Source organism: Lutibacter sp. (assembly GCF_033723435.1).
GTDB lineage: Bacteria > Bacteroidota > Bacteroidia > Flavobacteriales > Flavobacteriaceae > Lutibacter.
Window position 1 is genome coordinate 258,855 of record NZ_JAWVXC010000001.1, and the last position, 19,031, is coordinate 277,885.

Below are 19,031 nucleotides of genomic sequence, written 5' to 3' on the forward strand. Positions count from 1 at the left end.
TTTATAAGTTTAAATAGTTTATTTCTAAAGCTATTTGATTAAAGGAATTTAAATTAATTAAATAGTTTATATTTATTTGATTAGCAGTTTCAATACTTTGAATAAATTGATAAAAATCAATTTGTCCATTTTTATAACTTGCCGTTGCTGTTTTTAAAATTTCTTGTGCTAAAAAATTACCATTTTCTTCAAAATATTTTAATTGAGACTCATTTTTTTTAAGTTCTTCAAGTAAATTCAAATATTTAGATTTTAATTTTAATTTAGCATCAAAAGCAAGTTCCTCTGCAATATCGCTATCTATTTTTGCTGCTGAAATTTTTGATGATTTTCCAGCAAAAAACAATGGAATTGAAATTCCTGCTTGAAAACTATTTACGGAATTATTGGCAATTAAATCTTTACTATTAAAATAATTAAAATGTAAATCGGGCAATAAACCTTGAGTTTCAATTCCTTTTTTAGCTTTAAATAATTTACTATTTTGTGTATAATATCTATTTACTAAATGTGTATTAATACTGACTTCTTTTACAGGAAGTTTTAATAATTTTTCTGTTAATATTTTATAACTTTCATCCGTTTGAAGCAATATGTTTAACTCTTGATATGCAATAGTAATATCATTTTTAAGCTGGCTTAATTCTGAGGCATATTGCTTGTATTTAGATTGTGAGGTAATCATTTCTAAATAATTGGTTTCACCAAGCTCATATTTTCTTTTAGCTGCTTTAGAAAAATTTTGATACAAACTATCAATATAAATTAAATGATTTAATTTTTCATGTAAGTAAACTATTTTATAATACGATTTTGACACGTTTTTTATTAAATCATTTTTAGCCATCTCGTAGGATATTTCAGTTAAGTTTACTGTAATTTTATTTGCTTTTTTTCTAGCAAAATAAATTGTTGGAAACTCAATAATCTGATCTACTCCATAAGTTTCAAATGGTTTACCATCTACACCTAAGTTAGTTCTATCCTTCTCGTAATACACTTTAGTTTTTGCAATATCAAAAGCACTATTAATTAATTTTGAACTTTTTTCATGTTCTAAATTTTTAATATTCAATTGTTTATTATTTTCAATTGCTAATGAAATTGCTTCATTTAATGAAATAGTTTTTTGTTGTGAAAAACTAACTGCTGGTATTAACAATAGTAACAATACTAAAGTAGATGATGCTCCTTTTCTTCTTTTTTTAATTTTAAACTTTTTAGTATCAAAAATTGCATATAAAACTGGTAATACTACCATAGTTAATACAGTAGCTGTAATAAGTCCACCAATAACTACAGTTGCCAATGGACGTTGCACTTCTGCACCTGCATTTGTTGAAATCGCCATTGGTAAAAATCCTAATGCTGCTGCTGCCGCAGTTAAAATAACTGGACGTAAACGCTCTTTAGTTCCTCTTAATATTCGTTCATTAACATCATCCATTCCTTGTTCTTTTAATGATTTTAAATGTTCAATAAGTACAATTCCGTTTAACACCGCAATACCAAACAATGCAATAAATCCTACACCTGCAGAAATACTAAACGGTAAACCTCTTAAAGATAGAAGTAAAACACCTCCGACTGCTGAAAGTGGAATTGCTGAGTATATCATTAATGCATCTTTTATTGAATTAAAAGCAAAGTGTAATAAAATAAAGATTAAAAATAACGCAATTGGTACAGCTAGTTTTAAACGTGCTTTGGCGCTATTTAAATTTTCAAATTGACCGCCATAGGAAACAGTATAACCAACAGGTAATTTTACTTGAGTATCAATTATATGTCTAACATCATTTACTACAGATTCCATATCTCTATTTCTGACATTAATACCAACAACAATTCGTCTTTTAGTATTATCTCTTGATATTTTAGCAGGTCCTTTTGTATACTCTATAGTAGCTAGCTCATGTAATGGTACTTTATTTCCAGATGGAGTATCTACATATAAATTCTTTAAATCTTCTATGTTTTTACGGAATTTAGGTTGAAGCCTAACTACTAAATCAAATCTTCGTTCTCCTTCAAACACATTACCTAATGTATGACCTGCAAAAGCCATAGAAACAACTTGATTTAATGCTACAATATTTAATCCATATCTAGCAACTTTCTTTCTGTCGTAAGTAACTGTCATTTGAGGTAATCCAGCAACTTTTTCAACGGTAATATCAGAAGCTCCTTCAACATTAGAAATTTTATTTTTTATTTCATTTGCCTTACTTGCTAATATTTTTAAATCCTCTCCAAAAATTTTAACAGCAACATCTGCTCTAACACCCGTAATTAATTCGTTAAAACGCATTTCAATAGGTTGTGTAAATTCAATTTCAATGCCTGGAATTACGGATAGTTTTTCTTTAAATAAATCTGCTAATTCATCTTTAGATTCTGCAGAAACCCATTCTCCTTTAGGTTTTAATTTAACTATAATATCACTTTCTTCCATAGACATTGGATCTGTAGGGACTTCTGCTGCTCCAATACGTGAAACTACTTGGGATACTTCAGGGAAATTATTCAATAAAATTTGTTCAATTTTAGTAGTTATTTCAGTAGTTTTAGTTAAAGTTGTTCCTGTTTTTAAAACTGGCTGAATTACAAAATCACCTTCATCTAATGTTGGAATAAATTCTCCTCCCATTCTACTAAACAATACCACTGTAAAAATTAATAAAGCTATAGATGAACTTATAACTATTTTTTTATGATGCAATGCCCATTTAATTACAGGTTCATATAATTTATAGAAAAAAGCCATTAATTTTTTTGAAACATTATCTTTTGTAACTTTTTCTGGTTTTAGGAAAATGGAAGAAATAACTGGCACGTAAGTAAAACATAAAAACATTGCACCAATTAATGCGAAACTAAACGCCATTGCCATTGGTTTAAACATTTTTCCTTCTACACCACTTAGTGATAGTATTGGTATAAAAACGATTAAAATTATTAACTGTCCGAAAACAGCAGAAGTCATCATTTTAGAACTACTTTCATAAGTAATTTCATCAATACTATTTTGTCTGTCACTTTTTGAAAGTAACATTAATTCTTTTCTATTATGTGTTATTTTGTATGCAATATATTCAACTATAATAACTGCTCCATCTATAATAATACCAAAATCAATAGCTCCTAAACTCATCAAATTGGCATCTACTCCAAAAACATACATCATAGATAATGTGAATAGTAATGCTAATGGAATTACAGATGCAACTACTAAACCTGATCTAAAACTTCCTAGTAATAAAATAACTACAAAAATTACTATTATAACTCCTAAAACTAAGTTTTCAGCTATTGTAAATGTTGTTTTTCCTATTAATTCACTTCGTTCTAAAAAACCGTTAATATAAACTCCTTCAGGTAACATTTTTTGAATTTCAGCAATACGTGCTTTAACAGCTTCAATTACTTTATTAGAATCACCATCTTTAAGCATCATAACTTGTCCTAGCACCTTTTCGCCTTCACCATTACCAGTTATTGCTCCAAATCTATTTGCATAACCATAATTAACATCTGCTATGTCTTTTATTAAAACTGGGACACCTTCAACATTTTTTACAACAATATTTTTAATATCGTCTAATGATTTAATCATCCCTTCACCTCTAACAAAATAACTTTCATTAGTTTTTTCAATATAACCACCTCCTGCAACGCTATTATTTTTTTGAATAGCATCTAAAATTTGAGTGTGCGTAATATCCATGGATTTAAGTTTCTCAGGATTTAAAGCAACTTCATACTGCTTTAAATAACCTCCCCAAGTGTTCACTTCAACTACTCCAGGAATACCCGAAAGTTGACGTCTAACTATCCAATCTTGAATAGTTCTTAGTTCCATAGCTGAATATTTGTCTTTATATTCAGGTTTAGTGTCTAAAATATATTGATATATTTCTCCTAACCCTGTTGTAATTGGTCCCATTTGAGGTGTTCCAAAACCTTGAGGAATTTTTTCTGAAGCTGATTTAATTTTTTCGGCAATTAATTGACGAGGTAAATAAGTTCCTAAATTATCATCAAAAACAATGGTTACAACGGATAAACCAAATTTTGAAACGGATCTAATTTCTTTTACTCCAGGTAAATTAGCCATTTCTAATTCAACTGGGTAAGTAATAAATTGTTCAACATCTTGTGTTGATAAATTTCTGGATGTAGTAATAACTTGTACTTGGTTATTTGTAACATCCGGAACAGCGCCAATTGGTATTTGAGTTAATGAGAATAAACCGAAACCAAAAATAGCAGCTGTAATTAATAAAATAATGAGTTTATTGCTAATACTTAGCTTAATAATTTTTTGTAACATAATTAATTATTTAGTTATTTAAAATGAAGACAATCAATTAATTACTAATAGATTATCTTGTTAAAAAACGAAATTAATTATGCTATTTTAGGAGGTTGAAAAATAGAGTGTTCTAAAAGATTAACAAACAACTCTACATAAATAAAGTTTTTGCTTTCAGAAGAAAATTCTGTAGAAATATTAGCTGTTTTATCTGTAAAATCAAGAAAATTTACTTTATAAAAAGAGTTTGTGTCACTATGAAATGGTAATTTTTGATGCTCTTTGTCTTTATCCTTATGGCTCGCATATTTATTGCCATAGTGTAAAGAAATAAAATCAACAATACTATCCCCATTTTTTATATGAACTTTAAGATGTTGTACAAGATTAGGAATCATTAAAATATCATTTATTTTAAAGTTAAAACTTTGAAATAAAATGGTATAGGACAATATGATTACTAATACTTTCTTCATCGGATATTGCAAATATGAAATCTTTTAAAATAATTTGCATTTATATTTTATTGTTTTTTTTAATCTAATTATCAATTTTATTTATTATCTGTCACAAACTATTAAATACTAACGTTTAAAGTTGAAGAAAACTTATATGATTAGATTACATTTTTCCAATATATTTTCTAACAAACCATTCTACACTTAAAAATAAAGCTATCAAAAATAAAATCCACTTATAATTTATTAAAGATTCGTTAATTTTTACTTTATTTTGAATAACTTGGTAATTATCATTATTAACCAAATTTGTGATTAAATCCCCTAATTCATTGGGATAAATTAATTTTCCATTGGTATTTTTAGCTAAAACAGCTAGGTTTTTGGTATTAGAATTCTGAAATTGTTCCTCAATATTAAAGTTAGTGATTTTAAAATTATTTTTATAATAAATATGTTGATTTTTATCACTAATAACATACCAATAATTTCCTGATTTTAAATTAGATATAAAAACTTTATATTGATCTTCATTAACAGTAAACGGAATTTTTTTTATTTGCTTTTGATGTTCATCAAATAAGGTCAACCAAATTTTATTTCTTGTATCAATTTCAAAATTTTCATTAAAATAAATAGCACTTATTTCAACTTTTTCATTAGTATTGTAAATAGGTTTAGCAGTGACCTTAATGCTATTTTTAGTTTTCTCTCCAGATAAATATTGAATTAAACTTGCTATAAAATTGTCAAAATTTATAAACGTCTTATTTTTAGCAAAACTTTGCATCCTCCATCTCCACAAACCTTCTCCACTTAACAAAGCAACTTTTCGGTTACCATCATTTAATGTTGATAATAAAGGTTGTTTGGTTTCAATTCCATTAATTTTTTTAAATAATAATGTTTGATACGATTGATTAAATTTGAAATTACCAAAATTAGATGTCAATGGCGAAAAATTAGTGAAATCAATATTTTTTACATTAAACTTACTGTAATCTTCATTTAAAAAACATTCAAACTTTTCACTTTTTTGAAGGTCATTTTTTGTAAAATAATTTTGTGCTTTATTCAAATAATTCCAATTTGTATGCAAACCAGAAATTATAAAATAATTTTTATTTAAATTATTAATTTTATTAAATATAGCATTAAATTTTACATCAGGTTGATACAATATATATAATTGATAATCAGATATATTTATATTTTTATTTAAATTATTTGTTAAAGTAATTTTAAATTGCTTTTTACTTTCAATAGCATTTTTTAAAGCTCCAATATCTGGATGCTTTATAGTAGAAATAATAGCAATTTTTGTTGGATTATCAATTACTTTAGTACTAAAATATGCAGTATTATTAAGTTTATTTTTTTCATTGTTTATAGGTTCAATAGTTGCTTTAAAATATTGATTCCCTTTTTGTGCTGCTTTTAAATAAATTAATAAATTTTTACTATTATCAGTTCTAGTCAAACTTATTTCTTTAGAAAATACCAACTTTTTACCATTGTAGATAGTTAGCTTTTTGGTTACAGACAGTTTGCCATCATAATTAATAAATAGTTCTACAGGAAAATTATTATCAATATTTGTAGTTGCATTTACATTTACATTACTAATTTTAATATCTTCAAAAGTAGTTGTATCACCAACTATAACTGGAAAAACAGTGTTTTTAATGTTTGTATAATCTAAAGTTCCTGCAGTTTGATTTCCATCGGAAATTAAAATTATTGGAGATTTGGAAATTGGAGCTATTTCAGAAAAAGTCTCCAAAGGAAGTGACAAGTTGGTTGCTTTTTCTTTAAAAGTTAAACTATCTAAAACTTTAATTTTATCACCAAAACTATAATAATTAATATCAAACTTAGAGTTTAATTGTTTGCTATTCTTCACTTGTTTAATCAAACTAGTAACAATAGAATCGTTTTTATTAAACTTTATAGATTGAGAATTATCAACAGCTACAAACAGTTTTGGTTTAACTAATTGATAACTAGTTTTGTTAATAGATGGGTTTATTAATACAATTAAAATTAAAAAAACACTTAAAAAACGTAAAAGAGAAAGCCAATATTTGACTTTCCCTTCGTTTTTTGATTTAAAAAAATATTGAAATACAGTTATTATTAAAGCAGTAAAAAATGCTGTAATTATTAATAAAACTGTAATTGTAGTCAAAATAAATACTATTTAAGTAAGCATACCGCCATCAACACTTAATGTTTGTCCTGTAATATATGAACTCATATCAGACGCTAAAAACACACACGCATTTGCAATATCTTTTGGGTTTCCTCCTCTTTTTAAAGGAATTGCATCTCTCCAGCCTTGTACCACATCTTCATTCAGTTTTGCAGTCATTTCAGTTTCAATAAACCCAGGGGCTATAGCATTACAACGTATATTACGAGAGCCTAATTCTAGTGCAACAGATTTAGTAAATCCTATAATTCCTGCTTTTGAAGCTGCATAATTAGTTTGTCCTGCATTACCTTTTATTCCTACAATTGAAGTCATATTAATAATTGAACCTGCTCTTTGCTTCATCATAGGACGAATAACCGCTTTAGTTAAATTGAAAACTGATTTTAAATTAACTTCAATAACTTTATCAAAATCTTCTTCAGTAATTCGCATTAATAAATTGTCCTTAGTAATTCCAGCATTATTAATTAAAACATCAATAGTTCCAAATTCATTTAAAACTTCTTTTGCTAAATCCTGTGCTGCCTCATAGCTTGCTGCATTAGATTGATATCCTTTTGCTTTAATTCCATAAGAACTTAATTCGTTTTCTAAATTTTGGGCAGCTTCAATGGATGAATTATAAGTAAATGCAATATTTGCCCCTTGCTTAGCAAATTCAAGAGCAATTCCTTTTCCTATACCACGAGTTGCTCCTGTAATTAGTGTATTTTTATTTTCTAAAAGTTTCATTTATTAGTTTTTTGTAAATTCAAATATACAAATTAGATACAAAAAAAGCTTCCTTTTAAAAGGAAGCTTCCATTTTATTTATTTTAATATTAACCTAAAACTTCAGCTACTTTTGCTCCAATTTTAGCAGGAGATTCCACAACGTGAATTCCATTTTGTCTTAATATTTCCATTTTTGCTTGAGCTGTATCATTTTTTCCTCCAACAATAGCTCCAGCATGTCCCATAGTTCTTCCTTTAGGAGCTGTTTGTCCAGCAATAAAACCAATTACAGGTTTTTTATTACCAGTTTTTTTAATCCATTCTGCAGCTTCCGCTTCTAATTGACCGCCAATTTCACCAATCATAACAATACAATCAGTTTCGTCATCATTCATAAACATTTCTACTGCATCTTTTGTTGTAGTTCCAATAATTGGATCTCCACCAATACCAATTGCTGTAGTAATTCCATAGCCATTTTTTACAACTTGATCTGCTGCTTCATAAGTTAAAGTTCCCGATTTAGAAACAATGCCTACATTTCCTTTTTTAAAGATAAAACCTGGCATAATACCAACTTTAGCTTCTTCTGGGGTAATTACACCTGGGCAATTTGGACCAACTAAACGACAATCTTTATCTTCAATATAAGCCTTAACTTTTACCATATCAGCTACAGGAATTCCTTCAGTAATACAAATAATTACTTTAATACCTGCGTTTGCAGCTTCCATAATTGCATCTGCAGCAAAAGCAGGTGGTACAAAAATAATAGAAGTATCTGCTTTGACCTTATCTACAGCATCTTGTACTGTATTAAATACAGGTTTATTTAGATGCATTTGTCCTCCTTTTCCTGGTGTTACACCTCCAACAACATTAGTGCCATAATCAATCATTTGACTTGCGTGAAAAGTACCTTCGCCTCCTGTGAAACCTTGTACAATTATATTTGAACTTTTATTTACTAAAACACTCATTTATGTATATTTAATTAAAATTTAAAACTTGTTACAAATTTATATTTTATTATGCTTTTGAAGTAGTAATTCGTTATTTTTTTTGACTTTTTAAAAGCTGTTTTATTTGTGCTATCTCTTTTAGTTTTGTTCTAGATTCTTCAACTGGTGTTCCAAAATAAGTTTTTCCTCCTTTAATAGATTTAGTAACGCCTGTTTGTCCTAAAATAACTGCACCTTTACCTATTCTTATACCACTATTCGTTCCTACTTGCCCCCAGGCAACCACTTTATCTTCCATAACAACACAACCAGCAATTCCAGTTTGGGAAGCGATTAAACATTGTTCTCCAATAATAGTATCATGGCCAATTTGAACCTGATTATCAATTTTAGTTCCCTTCTTAATAGTAGTAATCCCAGAAACTCCTCTATCAATAGTACAAAGTGCTCCAATATCTACATTATCTTCAATTAAAACACTACCACTTGAAATTAATTTATCAAATCCTTCTGGTCTTTTTTTATAATAAAAAGCATCTGCTCCTAATATTGTTCCAGAATGGATGGTTACATTATTACCAATTATTACATTATCATAAATAGTAACATTGGCGTGAATTAAACAATTTTTACCTATAGCTACATTATTCCCCAAAAAAACACTAGGTTGAATAATAGAATTTTTACCTATTGTAGCAGTAGAAGATTTAGCTCTATTCGCTTTTTTAAAAGGATTAAAATGCTTGGATAATTTATTAAAATCTGTAAATGGATCTTTTGAAATTAAAAGAGCTTTATTTTGTGGACACTTTACCTTTTTATTTATTAAAACTACTGTTGCTTTTGATTCTAATGCTTTATCATAATATTTTGGATGATCTACAAAAACTACATCCCCTTCTTCAACTACGTGAATTTCATTAAATCCTGTTACTGGGAAATTTGGAGGTCCAACAAAAGTTGTTCCTGTAATTTCTGCTATTTCCTCTAAGGAATATGTACGAGGTAATTTCATGAGCTATTCTTTTACTCGTTCTAAATATGCTCCTTTTGCTGTATCAATTTTTACTTTATCTCCTTCATTAATAAATAAAGGAACATTTATGGTCGCTCCAGTTTCAACAGTTGCAGGTTTAGTGGCATTTGTTGCTGTATTACCTTTAACACCTGGTTCTGTGTGTGTTACTTCTAATATTACACTATTAGGCATTTCAACGGATAAAGGCATATTATCTTCAGTATTAATAATGATAGTTACCACTTCGCCTTCTTTCAATAACTCGGGACTATCTAAAGCTGTTTTTTGTAACGTGATTTGATTATAATCTTGAGTATTCATAAAATGAAAAGTATCTCCTTCTGGGTATAAAAATTGAAATTTTTGAGTTTCAACTCGTATATCGTCAATTTTTCTTCCTGCTGGGAATGTATTATCTAATACTTTACCGGTAGATAAACTTTTTAATTTTGTTCTTACAAATGCAGGTCCTTTTCCTGGTTTTACATGTAAAAATTCAACAATTTTAAAAATGTCATTATTATATTTTATACATAATCCATTTCTGATATCTGATGTTGTTGCCATTGTGTTTTTTTATAAGTTAACTTCCTGTATATCCTTTCATTATCCCTCTTTGAGAATTTTTAATGAAAAGTATAATTTGATCTCTTTCTTTAGTTGCTTCCATTTCAGCTTCTAATTTCTCCAAAGCTTGTGTGGTATTGTAATTTTTTTGATATAAAATTCTATATATATTCTGAATTTCTGTTATTTTTTCAGTGGTAAATCCCCTTCTTCTTAGTCCAATTGAATTTATTCCTATATAAGAAATAGGTTCTTTCCCTGCCTTAGTATAAGGTGGTACATCTTTTCTAACTAATGATCCTCCCGAAACCATTGCATGTGATCCAATATGAATAAATTGATGGATAGCTACTAATCCACTTAAAATAGCATGATCTCCTAAAGTTACATGACCAGCTATTACAGATCCATTTGCAATAATACAATGATTTCCTATTAGGCAATCATGTGCAATATGAGAAGTTGCCATTATCAAACAGTTATTACCAATTTGAGTTTTACCCAAGGCTTTAGTTCCTCTATTTACTGTTACACATTCTCTTATTGTTGTATTATCTCCAATAATTGCCAAAGACTCTTCTCCATCAAATTTTAAATCTTGTGGAATTGCTGAAATTACGGAGCCAGGAAAAATTCTACAATTCTTCCCTATTCTTGCTCCTTCCATTATGGTAACATTCGATCCAATCCAAGTTCCTGCACCAATAACAACATCATTATAAATAGTTGTAAAAGGTTCAACTACAACATTAGTTGCTATTTTTGCTCCAGGGTGAATATACGCTAAAGGTTGATTCATGCTTTATTTTTTTTTACAATTTGTGCCATAAGTTCTGCTTCAACCACTAATTTATTATTAGCATAACCACAAGCTTGCATATGACATATTCCTCTACGGATTGGTGACATTAACTCTGCTTTAAAAATTAACGTATCTCCTGGTAATACTTTTTGCTTAAAACGAACATTATCCATTTTCATAAAATAAGTAAGATAATTTTCAGGATCTGGCACTGAACTTAACACTAAAATACCTCCGCACTGTGCCATAGCTTCAATTTGTAGAACTCCAGGCATAACTGGTGCTTCTGGAAAATGACCTACAAAAAAAGGTTCATTCATAGTTACATTTTTCATGCCAACTACCATAGAATCTGTTAATTCTATAATTCTATCTATTAACAAAAACGGAGGTCTATGTGGCAAAATGCTCATGATTTTGTTTACATCCATTAATGGAGGTTTATTTAAATCAAATTTTGGTACATTATTTCTCCTTTCCTGTTTTATCATTTTTTGGAGTTTTTTTGCAAAAATGGTATTTACTAAGTGTCCAGGTTTATTTGCAATTACTTTTCCTCTAATTTTTGTTCCAACTAAAGCTAAGTCTCCTATAACATCTAGCAATTTATGTCGGGCAGCTTCATTAGGCCAACGTAACGTTAAATTATCTAAAATACCGTTAGGTTTAGTAGAAATACTTTCTTTGTTAAATGCCTTTTTTAGTTTTTCCATAGTATCGGCAGAAATTTCTTTATCTACATAAATTATGGCATTATTTAAATCTCCTCCTTTAATTAAATTATGATCTAATAAAGTTTCCAACTCATGTAAAAAACTAAAAGTTCTTGCTGCAGCGATTTCTTCTTTAAAATCTTTCAAAGAATCTAAAGTTGCATTTTGTGTGCCTAAAACTTTAGTTCCAAAATTTACCATAGTGGTTATTTGGTACTCATCGCTTGGCATTAAAATTATTTCACTTCCTGTTTCTTCATCTTTATATGAAATAATTTCTTTTACGATAAATTCATTTCTTTTTTGAGATTGCTCAATAATTTCGGCCTTTTCTAATGCTTCAATAAAATGAATAGAAGATCCATCCATAATTGGTGGTTCTGCTGCATCTATTTCAATTTTAATATTATCAATATCTAACGCTGTTACCGCAGCTAAAACATGTTCTGATGTATTTACAAAAACACCTCTTTTTTCTAAATTTGTGCCTCTTTCTGTATTTACCACATATTCAGCACTTGCTTCAATTTCAGGAGAGCCTTCTAAATCTACTCTTACAAAGGAAATTCCGTGATTTTCTGGTGCTGGCTTAAACGTCATAGTCACTTGATTGCCTGTATGCAATCCTACTCCAGAAAGTGAAACTTCCGATTTAATGGTTTTTTGATTGGTACTCATTGTAATCTTTTAAACTTTTAATTTCTTTTTCTAATAAGTTAATAGTTGCTACTAATTCAGGTAGCTTTTTAAAATACACATATGATTTATTATAATCTGCATAACCAATTGCTGGTGTGCCTTGAATTACTTCATTATCCTTTACGTTTCTGGCAATACCAGATTGCGCTTGTATTCTAACGTTATTTCCAATAGTAATATGCCCTACAATTCCTACTTGCCCGCCAAGCATACAGCTTGATCCAATTTTTGTTGAACCTGCAATACCCGTTTGTGCTGCTATAACTGTATTTTCACCTATTTCAACATTGTGTGCTATTTGAATTTGGTTATCTAATTTTACACCTTTTCTAATTATGGTTGAACCTAATGTAGCTCTATCAATAGTTGTACAAGCTCCAATGTCTACATTGTCTTCAATTATAACATTTCCTATTTGGGGAACTTTACTAAAAACACCTTCTGCATTTGGTGCAAAACCAAATCCATCAGCACCTAAAACTACTCCTGCATGTAAAACACAGTTTTCACCAATAATACAATCGGAATGAATTTTAGCTCCTGCCATAATTATAGTATTATCTCCTATTTGAACATTATCTCCTATAAATGTATTAGGATAAATTTTAACATTATCACCTATTTTTACATTATCAGAAATATAGGAAAAAGCTGCAACATAAATATTTTCTCCTAAAGTTGCAGATTCGCTTATAAAACTTGGCGTTTCAATACCTGATTTATTTAGACGAATTTCATTATAATAGGCTAATAATTTTGAAAAAGATTTATATGCATCTTCTACCTTTATTAAGGTTGTTTTTATTGCTTTTTCTGGAACAAAATCATTATTAACAATTGCAATAGAAGCATTTGTAGAATAAATGAATTGTGTATATTTTGGATTAGACAAAAAAGTTAAGGAACCTTTTTCTCCTTCTTCAATTTTAGAAAGCTTATCTACCTCAATAGTTTCATCACCAACTACGGTTCCTTCTAAAATTTCTGCGATTTGGTTTGCTGTAAATTTCATTGCCTACAAAAGTAAAAAAAAACTAATACACTACCTATTTTTAGGAAAGCACATAAAATACTTATAAACGTTATTTGAAAGAGCTTGAATATTTAATTGATCGGATGCCTTTGTAATGTCTTCAACTTCACCATTTTTAAACAGAATATTTATAGCGTCTGCCTTATTGTAAGCCTGATTATTTATTTCACCATGGAAAACAAAATAATCTAATTCATCAGAAGATAAATTTAATTTTTTTTGTACTTCTTTTTTAACGGTTTCTATTTGGTTTTCTGTAAAAGGTTTATTTTGAAGAATAACTTTAGGTAATCTCCTATTTATTAAGCTTTCTGAAAGTTTTGAAAGAATTACATCATCATTTGAAATCCATTCTTTAATGGATGAAAACACATCGTAATTATCTAGTTTCGCAAATATTTTTAAAGTATCTCTAGTAAAATTATTGTTGTCAATTTTATTATATAAGAAATAAGAAAACGATTTACTTGCTGGTAATTGAACTCCTTTTAAAGCTAATTCTTTTGCTCTTTTTAAAACTTTTTCAAGAAGCTTTTCTGCTACAACTCCTGTTTTATGTAAATATACTTGCCAGTACATAAAGCGCCTAGCTATTAAAAACTTTTCTACAGAATAAATTCCTTTTTCCTCAACAACTAATTGATTATCAACTACATTAAGCATTGTAATTAAACGTTCCGAATTTATATTTCCTTCTGCTACACCGGTATAAAAACTATCGCGCTTTAAATAATCTAGCCTATCCATATCTAACTGACTGGAAATAAGTTGATATAAAAATTTCTTTGGATGATTTCCTTTAAAAATTTCTATAGCTAATGAAAGCTGACCATTAAACTCCTCATTTAAAACTTCCATGTATTTCAACGAAATAGTTTCATGATTAATATTAGAAACAATACTATGCTCTAATGCATGAGAAAATGCTCCGTGACCAATATCGTGCAATAAAATTGCAACATAAAGTGCTGTTTCTTCTTCTTTGGTAATAATAACACCTTTGAATCGTAATAATTGGACCGATTTTTGCATTAAATGCATACAACCAATTGCATGATGAAACCTTGTATGATGAGCTCCTGGATAAACTAAGTACGATAATCCCATTTGTGAAATTCGTCTTAATCTCTGAAAATAAGGATGTTCTATTAAATCAAATATTAAAGCGCTTGGAATGATAATAAAGCCATATATTGGATCGTTTAATATTTTAAGTTTATTTGATTTTTTTTCGATCAAAATAATTATTTTTATAACTAATACTGCAAAGATAACAATATGAGTAGCAATATAAACATTTTATGGGTGGATGATGAGATAGATTTATTAAAACCTCATATCCTTTTTTTAGAAAAAAAAGATTATTTAGTTACTACCTGTACAAATGGTGCCGATGCAATTGAAACATGTAAAGAGAAAAATTTTGATATTATCTTTTTAGATGAAAATATGCCTGGGTTAAGTGGTTTAGAAACTTTATTAGAAATTAACAGTATCCATCCTAACATTCCTATCGTAATGATAACTAAAAGTGAAGAGGAATACATTATGGAAGAAGCTATTGGTAACAAAATTGCCGATTATTTAATTAAACCTGTAAACCCAAATCAAATTTTATTAAGCTTAAAGAAAAACTTAGATAATTCCAGATTAATATCCGAAAAAACTACTTCTAACTACCAACAGGAATTTAGAAAAATAGCAATGGATTTGGCAATGGTAAATAGTTATAAAGATTGGATTGAAATATATAAAAAACTGCTTTACTGGGAATTAGAACTTGAAAATATTAATGATATTGGAATGGTAGAAATTTTAGAAAGCCAAAAAAAAGAAGCCAATTCATTATTCTTTAAATTTATTAAGAAAAATTATGCAGATTGGATAGAGGATGAAGACGCTCCTATTATGTCTAACACCCTATTCAAAAAAGCAATTCTTCCAGAAATAAACCAATCAAAAGGAACTTTATTAGTATTAATAGACAATTTGCGTTACGATCAATTTTATGTATTAGAACAAATCATAAATAAATATTATAAAAAAAAGGAAGAAAAAGCTTTTTATAGTATTTTACCAACTGCAACACAATATGCCAGAAATGCTATTTTTTCGGGATTAATGCCTTCAGAAATGGAACAAAAATTTCCAAATTACTGGAAAAATGATACCGATGAAGGTGGTAAAAACTTACACGAAGAAGATTTTTTAAATGCTCAATTAAAAAGATTACATCAAAATATAAAAACCGCTTATTTTAAAATTACCAATTTAAAAAGCGGTAAACAACTTGCAGATAATTTTAATGCCATTAAGGAAAATGATTTAACCGTAATTGTCTACAATTTTGTAGATATGTTATCTCATGCTAAAACAGAAATGGAAGTTATTAAAGAATTAGCCAATGATGATAAAGCCTACAGATCATTAACTAGAAGCTGGTTTTTAAACTCTCCTTTGTTAGAAATGATTCAAAAAGCACAAAAATTAGGACTAAAATTAATTCTTACAACAGACCACGGAACCATAAATGTTAAAGAGCCTTCTAAAGTTATTGGAGATAAAAATATTAGTGCTAATCTTAGGTACAAAACAGGAAGAAGCTTAACCTACGAAGAAAAAGAAGTATTTGTAGTTAAAAATCCTAAAGATGTTAAATTACCTACAATAGCATTTAATAGTTCCTTTATTTTTGCAAAAGAAGACTATTTTTTTGCTTATCCAAACAACTTCAATCATTATGTAAAATATTATAAAAATACATTTCAACATGGAGGAATTTCCTTAGAGGAAATGATAATTCCTTGTGCTATATTTGTACCAAAATAATATTTTAATCTTATGGTAAAAAAATACAATCTAAATGAATTACCAGAAATTGCTAAAGAAGTTATAGCAAATGCAAATTCTAAAATTTTACTTTTTTATGGAAAAATGGGTGCTGGAAAAACTACCCTAATTAAAGAAATAGTTAAGCAGTTAGGCTCTTTAGATGTTGTTAGTTCGCCAACTTTCTCGTTAGTTAATGAATATCGTTCAAAATCTTCTGAACATATTTATCATTTTGATTTTTATAGAATAGAAGCTGAAGAAGAAGCTTTAGATATTGGAATTGAAGAGTATTTTTACAGTAATAATTGGTGTTTAATTGAATGGCCAAATAAAGTGGAAAATTTATTACCTTTAAAGTCAACTATTATTACTATAAGTATAAATAATAATCAACAGCGAACCATCGAACTAAAAAATAATGAGTAAAAAAATTAAATCTCCTTTTAGTAAACATGAACTAATTCCCCAAGAAGAAACGTTAGAAATAATCAAACAAAAAGGGAAATTAGTTATTGGCATCCCAAAAGAAACCTATTACCAAGAAAAAAGAGTTTGTTTAACTCCTGATGCCATTGCTGCGTTAACCGCACAAGGAAATCAATTTATTATTGAAACTGATGCAGGAAAAGGAGCTAATTTTAGTGATAAAGATTTTTCGGATGCTGGAGCTAAAATTGTATATAGCGCTAAAGAAGCTTTTGAATGTCATATAGTTCTAAAAGTTGAACCACCTTCCATTGAGGAAATTGGTTACATGAATCCTCAAAGTGTATTATTTTCAGTTTTACAATTAAAAACCCAAACAAAAAAATACTTTGAAACTTTAGCAAAAAAACGAATTACAGCTGTAGCTTTTGATTATATTCAAGATGAACAAGGCGTTTATACTGTGGTAAAATCTTTAAGTGAAATTGCTGGAACAGCTTCTATATTAATTGCTGCTGAATTAATGAGTAAAAATAGTGAAGGAAATGGCTTATTATTTGGAAATATTGGTGGAGTTCCTCCAACTGATGTAGTCATTTTAGGAGCTGGAACTGTAGGTGAATTTGCTGCTAAATCCGCTTTAGGATTAGGTGCTAGAGTTAAAGTTTTTGATAATTCTATAACTAAATTACGCTGTTTACAAAACAGTTTAAACCATCCAATATATACTTCAACAATTCAACCTAAAACCTTACTAAAAGCGCTTATGCGATGTGATATTGCAATTGGAGCTATTAGAGGAAAATCTAGATCCCCAATTATTGTAACCGAAGAAATGGTGGAAAATATGAAAGATGGCGCTGTAATTGTAGATGTTAGCATTGATAGAGGTGGTTGTTTTGAAACTTCAGAAGTAACTACTCATGAAAGTCCAACCGTTAAAAAACTTGGCATCGTGCATTATTGTGTGCCAAATATTCCTTCAAGATATGCAAGAACGGCTTCTGTATCCATAAGTAATATCTTCACTCCTTATTTAATGAAAATGGCTGAAGAAGGTGGATTTGAAAATGCTGCACGTTTTGATAAAAGTTTGCAAAAAGGTATGTATTTTTACCACGGAATTTTAACCAACAAAACTGTTGCCGATTGGTTTAATTTACCTTTTAGAGATATAAATTTACTATTTTTGTAATATGACTTTTAGACAACGTTTACCCTATTATTTAGTTGGATTATTTATTGGTGTGGTTATTGTTAATTTCGTACTAACCAAAAAAAGCAGTTCTTTTGACTATTGGCCTAATGCACGTGTTTTAAAAAATATTAGCAAAAAACAACTTATTTTTTCTGAGGAAGTTTCTACTTTATTTAAAAATAAAGAAATAGATAGTTTACAAGTTTTGCAAGTTTTAAAAGATGGAGATGTAGATATGTGGAACAAAATTAAAATAGATAGTTGTTTTCAGTATAATATTGAAGGGAGAAATAAATTAAAAAACATAACCGTAACTATTAAAAATTGCGACTCTATTGCTACCATTAAAAAAGTAGTTGTTAAATAGAAGTTTTAGTATAAAAATGCTCTTTAATTTTTTTAATACTTTTTATAGATTTTTCCAACCATTTTAAATATTCGGCATCTTTTTCAAGATTAGATAGTTGCCACTTAGCATTTGATTTTTTTAATTTTTCGGTGGTACTTTGCAGTATTATTGCAGCAGCAACAGATATATTTAAACTCTCCGTAAAACCAACCATTGGTATCTTTAAATTTACATCTGCATTTAAAAGTACATCCTTTGATAATCCTGCTTTTTCAACTCCAAAAAAGAAAGCTGACTTTTTTGTAACATCAAAATCTTGTAAATAACAAGAATCATTATGTGGTGTTGTTGCAACAATTTGATAACCTTTGCTTTTTAAATTTTCAATACATTTTAAAGTATTATTTGTATTTCTTTTTCTGTAATATTCAAAATCTAACCATTTTTGAGCGCCTTTAGCTACTTGCTTAGAAGTATTAAACGTATATTTATTTTCAATAATATGAATATCCTGAATACCAAAAACATCACAACTTCTAACTACAGCGCTAGCGTTATGAGATTGATATATATCTTCAATTGCAACTGTAAAATGACGAGTTCTTTGTTCCAATACTTGTTTAAATAAATCTCTTCGCCTTTCCGAAACAAACTGTTCTAAATATGTAATTAATTTATAATCTACCATTGCTTTTGTATTACTTCAAATATAAAATTTTACTTTTGAAAT

General features: G+C 28.4%; 16 protein-coding genes. 4 read left to right on the forward strand and 12 right to left on the reverse strand.

The window, feature by feature from the left end:
• Position 1: 1 nt before the first annotated feature.
• The 11 genes from R3342_RS01170 to R3342_RS01220 form a co-directional block, all read right to left on the reverse strand.
• Positions 2-4,333 carry a CusA/CzcA family heavy metal efflux RND transporter gene (locus R3342_RS01170; protein ID WP_318937810.1) on the reverse strand — a complete coding sequence of 1,444 codons (4,332 nt, stop codon included), beginning with the start codon at positions 4,331-4,333 and terminating at the stop codon, positions 2-4.
• A 77-nt stretch (positions 4,334-4,410) separates the two neighbouring features.
• Positions 4,411-4,791, reverse strand: coding sequence for a hypothetical protein (locus tag R3342_RS01175; RefSeq protein WP_318937812.1), 381 nt, complete (start codon positions 4,789-4,791; stop codon positions 4,411-4,413).
• A gap of 145 nt (positions 4,792-4,936) precedes the next feature.
• Positions 4,937-6,961, reverse strand: a complete 2,025-nt coding sequence (locus R3342_RS01180) for a VWA domain-containing protein (RefSeq protein WP_318937814.1) — start codon at positions 6,959-6,961, stop codon at positions 4,937-4,939.
• 12 nt (positions 6,962-6,973) lie between these two features.
• Entirely contained in the window at positions 6,974-7,720 is a 747-nt protein-coding gene (fabG, locus tag R3342_RS01185) for a 3-oxoacyl-[acyl-carrier-protein] reductase (protein ID WP_318937815.1), read from the reverse strand.
• A gap of 89 nt (positions 7,721-7,809) precedes the next feature.
• On the reverse strand, positions 7,810-8,682 hold the full coding sequence (sucD, locus tag R3342_RS01190; protein WP_318937816.1) for a succinate--CoA ligase subunit alpha: 873 nt from the start codon (positions 8,680-8,682) through the stop codon (positions 7,810-7,812).
• Between the two features lie 73 nt (positions 8,683-8,755).
• Positions 8,756-9,679 carry a UDP-3-O-(3-hydroxymyristoyl)glucosamine N-acyltransferase gene (locus tag R3342_RS01195; protein ID WP_318937818.1) on the reverse strand — a complete coding sequence of 308 codons (924 nt, stop codon included), beginning with the start codon at positions 9,677-9,679 and terminating at the stop codon, positions 8,756-8,758.
• 3 nt (positions 9,680-9,682) lie between these two features.
• Positions 9,683-10,249: an elongation factor P gene (gene efp / locus R3342_RS01200; protein ID WP_318937820.1), complete on the reverse strand. Its 567-nt coding sequence runs from the start codon at positions 10,247-10,249 to the stop codon at positions 9,683-9,685.
• A 16-nt stretch (positions 10,250-10,265) separates the two neighbouring features.
• On the reverse strand, positions 10,266-11,048 hold the full coding sequence (gene lpxA, locus R3342_RS01205; RefSeq protein WP_318937821.1) for an acyl-ACP--UDP-N-acetylglucosamine O-acyltransferase: 783 nt from the start codon (positions 11,046-11,048) through the stop codon (positions 10,266-10,268).
• The gene (locus tag R3342_RS01210) at positions 11,045-12,442 is read right to left on the reverse strand and encodes a bifunctional UDP-3-O-[3-hydroxymyristoyl] N-acetylglucosamine deacetylase/3-hydroxyacyl-ACP dehydratase (protein ID WP_318937824.1); all 1,398 of its coding nucleotides are present in this window, start codon (positions 12,440-12,442) and stop codon (positions 11,045-11,047) included. Before R3342_RS01210 ends, lpxA begins: the two co-directional genes overlap by 4 nt.
• On the reverse strand, positions 12,417-13,475 hold the full coding sequence (gene lpxD, locus R3342_RS01215; protein ID WP_318937826.1) for a UDP-3-O-(3-hydroxymyristoyl)glucosamine N-acyltransferase: 1,059 nt from the start codon (positions 13,473-13,475) through the stop codon (positions 12,417-12,419). The genes R3342_RS01210 and lpxD overlap by 26 nt, the downstream gene beginning before the upstream one ends.
• A 30-nt stretch (positions 13,476-13,505) precedes the next feature.
• A complete protein-coding gene (locus tag R3342_RS01220) occupies positions 13,506-14,735 on the reverse strand; it encodes an HD domain-containing protein (protein WP_318937827.1) in 1,230 nt (409 codons plus the stop codon).
• 39 nt (positions 14,736-14,774) lie between these two features.
• Here R3342_RS01220 and R3342_RS01225 point away from each other — a divergent pair, with 39 nt between their 5' ends.
• The 4 genes from R3342_RS01225 to R3342_RS01240 are packed head-to-tail and all read left to right on the forward strand — an operon-like array spanning position 14,775 to position 18,319.
• Complete coding sequence (locus tag R3342_RS01225; RefSeq protein WP_318937828.1) at positions 14,775-16,325, forward strand: PglZ domain-containing protein; 1,551 nt, start codon at positions 14,775-14,777, stop codon at positions 16,323-16,325.
• A gap of 12 nt (positions 16,326-16,337) precedes the next feature.
• Positions 16,338-16,754, forward strand: a complete 417-nt coding sequence (gene tsaE / locus R3342_RS01230; protein ID WP_318937829.1) for a tRNA (adenosine(37)-N6)-threonylcarbamoyltransferase complex ATPase subunit type 1 TsaE — start codon at positions 16,338-16,340, stop codon at positions 16,752-16,754.
• Entirely contained in the window at positions 16,747-17,949 is a 1,203-nt protein-coding gene (locus R3342_RS01235; RefSeq protein WP_318937830.1) for an alanine dehydrogenase, read from the forward strand. The genes tsaE and R3342_RS01235 overlap by 8 nt, the downstream gene beginning before the upstream one ends.
• Position 17,950: 1 nt before the next feature.
• Positions 17,951-18,319, forward strand: coding sequence for a hypothetical protein (locus R3342_RS01240; RefSeq protein WP_318937832.1), 369 nt, complete (start codon positions 17,951-17,953; stop codon positions 18,317-18,319).
• Here R3342_RS01240 and R3342_RS01245 read toward each other — a convergent pair.
• Positions 18,312-18,989 carry an RNA methyltransferase gene (locus tag R3342_RS01245; protein ID WP_318937833.1) on the reverse strand — a complete coding sequence of 226 codons (678 nt, stop codon included), beginning with the start codon at positions 18,987-18,989 and terminating at the stop codon, positions 18,312-18,314. The genes R3342_RS01240 and R3342_RS01245 overlap by 8 nt on opposite strands.
• Between the last annotated feature and the right edge of the window lie 42 nt (positions 18,990-19,031).

Bases quoted from the DNA above. Each gene is read 5' to 3' on its own strand.
- R3342_RS01170 (WP_318937810.1), bottom strand. From the start codon at position 4,333: ATGTTACAAAAAATTATTAAGCTAAGTATTAGCAATAAACTCATTATT.
- R3342_RS01175 (WP_318937812.1), bottom strand. From the start codon at position 4,791: ATGAAGAAAGTATTAGTAATCATATTGTCCTATACCATTTTATTTCAA.
- fabG (WP_318937815.1), bottom strand. From the start codon at position 7,720: ATGAAACTTTTAGAAAATAAAAATACACTAATTACAGGAGCAACTCGT.
- sucD (WP_318937816.1), bottom strand. From the start codon at position 8,682: ATGAGTGTTTTAGTAAATAAAAGTTCAAATATAATTGTACAAGGTTTC.
- R3342_RS01195 (WP_318937818.1), bottom strand. From the start codon at position 9,679: ATGAAATTACCTCGTACATATTCCTTAGAGGAAATAGCAGAAATTACA.
- efp (WP_318937820.1), bottom strand. From the start codon at position 10,249: ATGGCAACAACATCAGATATCAGAAATGGATTATGTATAAAATATAAT.
- lpxA (WP_318937821.1), bottom strand. From the start codon at position 11,048: ATGAATCAACCTTTAGCGTATATTCACCCTGGAGCAAAAATAGCAACT.
- R3342_RS01210 (WP_318937824.1), bottom strand. From the start codon at position 12,442: ATGAGTACCAATCAAAAAACCATTAAATCGGAAGTTTCACTTTCTGGA.
- lpxD (WP_318937826.1), bottom strand. From the start codon at position 13,475: ATGAAATTTACAGCAAACCAAATCGCAGAAATTTTAGAAGGAACCGTA.
- R3342_RS01225 (WP_318937828.1), top strand. From the start codon at position 14,775: ATGAGTAGCAATATAAACATTTTATGGGTGGATGATGAGATAGATTTA.
- tsaE (WP_318937829.1), top strand. From the start codon at position 16,338: ATGGTAAAAAAATACAATCTAAATGAATTACCAGAAATTGCTAAAGAA.
- R3342_RS01235 (WP_318937830.1), top strand. From the start codon at position 16,747: ATGAGTAAAAAAATTAAATCTCCTTTTAGTAAACATGAACTAATTCCC.
- R3342_RS01240 (WP_318937832.1), top strand. From the start codon at position 17,951: ATGACTTTTAGACAACGTTTACCCTATTATTTAGTTGGATTATTTATT.
- R3342_RS01245 (WP_318937833.1), bottom strand. From the start codon at position 18,989: ATGGTAGATTATAAATTAATTACATATTTAGAACAGTTTGTTTCGGAA.